We start from the raw sequence: 2,160 nt of genomic DNA, 5'->3' as shown, positions 1-2,160 counted from the left end.
GTCAGGAACAGCGCGATGCCGAAGCTCACCGGCACCGCGATGAGCAGTGCGATCAATGACGTGGCAATGGTGCCGTAAATCATGACCAGTCCGCCGTACTCGCCCTTGACAGGGTCCCAGACGCTGCTGGTGAGGAAGCCGAGGCCGTATTTGCTGATCGCTGGCCACGCCCCGATGACGAGGGAAACCAGGATGCCGGCCAGCAGGGCCAGTGTCAGCCAGGCCGCGCCCTGCGCAGCCCAGCCGAAAAGCCGATCTGCCAGGGGGCTTCTGCGCACAGTGCCGCCAGGAGGAGGATTGGTCATATCGCGTCCGGTCGCTTTTGCCGGGTGGTCAAAAGCGGCCCGGCTAGCCGGAAGTGTAGAGGACACGTGAGAAACCCCTATGGTATGTAACGACTGCGGAAAATCAGCTTGTTGCGCTTATTTGTAAGCGACAACCTTGCCCGAGGTGTCCTTGATGTCGCCCCAGGCTTTTTCAATGATGGTTTTCACGGCGGCAGGCATGGGCACATAGTCCAGGTCGTCGGCAGTTTTGTCGCCGTTTTTGTAAGCCCACTCAAAGAACTTGAGTGAAGCAGCGGCCTGGGCAGGCTTGTCCTGGACTTTCTGCATCAGGATGAAAGTAGCGCCGGTGATGGGCCACGAATCCTTGCCAGGCTGCTCGGTCAGGATCTGGTAGAAGCTCTTGGACCACTCGGCACCTGCGGCGGCGGCCTTGAATGCGCCATCTTCAGGCGACACGAAGTTGCCAGCGGCGTTCTTCAGCTGGGCAAAAGTCATCTTGTTTTGCTTGACGTAGGCGTATTCCACATAGCCGATCGAATTAGGCAGACGGCCGACGAATGCCGCCACGCCTTCATTGCCCTTGCCGCCAGCGCCTACGGGCCAGTTCACTGCGGTGCCCTCGCCCACTTTGGACTTCCACTCGGCGTTGACCTTGCTCAGGTAGTTGGTGAAGATGAAGCTGGTGCCGGAGCCGTCGGCGCGGCGCACCGGTGCGATGGCGGCGTCAGGCAGGGGCAGCGTGGGGTTCAGGGCCTTGATGGCCGGGTCGGTCCACTTGGTGATCTTGCCAAGGTAGATGTCGCCCAGCACCTGGCCGCTCAGCTTGAGCTGGCCGGGGGTGATGCCCTTGATATTGACCACAGGAATGACGCCGCCGATCACCGTGGGAAATTGCATCAGGCCTTTTTTGGCCAGTTCTTCATCTTTCAGGGGGGCATCAGAGGCGCCAAAATCGACCGTTTTGGCTTCAATCTGGCGCAAACCGGCGCCTGAACCGACCGACTGGTAGTTGATCTTGACGCTGGTGGCCTTGTTGTAGTCAGCCGCCCACTTGGAATACAGGGGGGCCGGGAAGCTCGCACCGGCGCCGGTCACGTCCTGGGCGGCGGCGAGCGTGGCAAGCGACGTCAGGGCAAGGCCTACTACGGTAGTCAGGGAAGCTTTGAAAGTCAGGTTCATCAGAACACCTCTTGGGTTGGGATTGGTCGAAACTGGTTGGGATTGATCGGGAAGATGCGTCGACTGTAGAAATCTTGTGTGACAAGGATGTGACAAATATGACAGCCTCCCGGCGGGCTGCCGCCCCTCTATAGCGTCACAAAACCTTCAAATTACCGTCACGAATCTGTCATCGGGCTCTCCTACCCTTGGCCTCGTCTTAATCAGGATTAATCAGGAGAATCTTTCATGTTGAACCGCCGCTTTCTGGTCCTCGCTACCGCTGTTGCCGCCCTCGCCGGCTGCGCCACCACCTCCACCCCGGTGTCCGTGGCAGACACGATTGCCACCCAATCGCAGCTCAGCACCCTCAATGGCCTGGTAGCCAAAGCCGGGCTGACCGACACACTCAAGGGCACCGGCCCTTACACCGTATTCGCGCCCACCAACGCGGCTTTCGCCAAAGTGCCGGCCAAAACCATGGACGAGCTCGCCAAAGACCCGGCCAAACTCAAGGCGGTTCTGGCCTACCACCTCGTTCCCGGCAAGGTGATGGCAGCTGACGTCAAAAACGGCAACGCCAAAACCGTCAACGGCGCCAATGTGGCGCTCTCCAAGGCCGGCGAATTCGTCACCATCGAGGACGCCATGGTCCAGACCGCCGACATTTCCGCCACCAATGGCGTTGTTCACATTGTGGACAGCGTGCTGATTC

2 protein-coding genes and 1 pseudogene are annotated in these 2,160 nt (G+C 59.8%); 1 reads left to right on the top strand and 2 read right to left on the bottom strand.

Translation table 11 applies throughout. The annotated features are described in order from the left end of the window. Positions 1–305, bottom strand: a pseudogene (gene pstC, locus AC1DWI_RS20605) (phosphate ABC transporter permease PstC); the annotation flags it as partial. 117 nt (positions 306–422) lie between these two features. After that, a complete protein-coding gene (pstS, locus tag AC1DWI_RS20600) occupies positions 423–1,466 on the bottom strand; it encodes a phosphate ABC transporter substrate-binding protein PstS (RefSeq protein WP_477670889.1) in 1,044 nt (347 codons plus the stop codon). A 228-nt stretch (positions 1,467–1,694) separates the two neighbouring features. Here pstS and AC1DWI_RS20595 point away from each other — a divergent pair. Then, a partial coding sequence (locus AC1DWI_RS20595) for a fasciclin domain-containing protein (protein ID WP_477725621.1) occupies positions 1,695–2,160 on the top strand: 466 nt, incomplete at its 3' end.

The sequence above is a fragment of the Polaromonas sp. P3_C2 genome (assembly GCF_056402675.1).
This window is presented reverse-complemented; position numbering and strand designations above follow the sequence as displayed.

Excerpts from the sequence above, each read along its gene's own strand:
- pstS (WP_477670889.1), bottom strand. The coding sequence starts at position 1,466 with ATGAACCTGACTTTCAAAGCTTCCCTGACTACCGTAGTAGGCCTTGCC.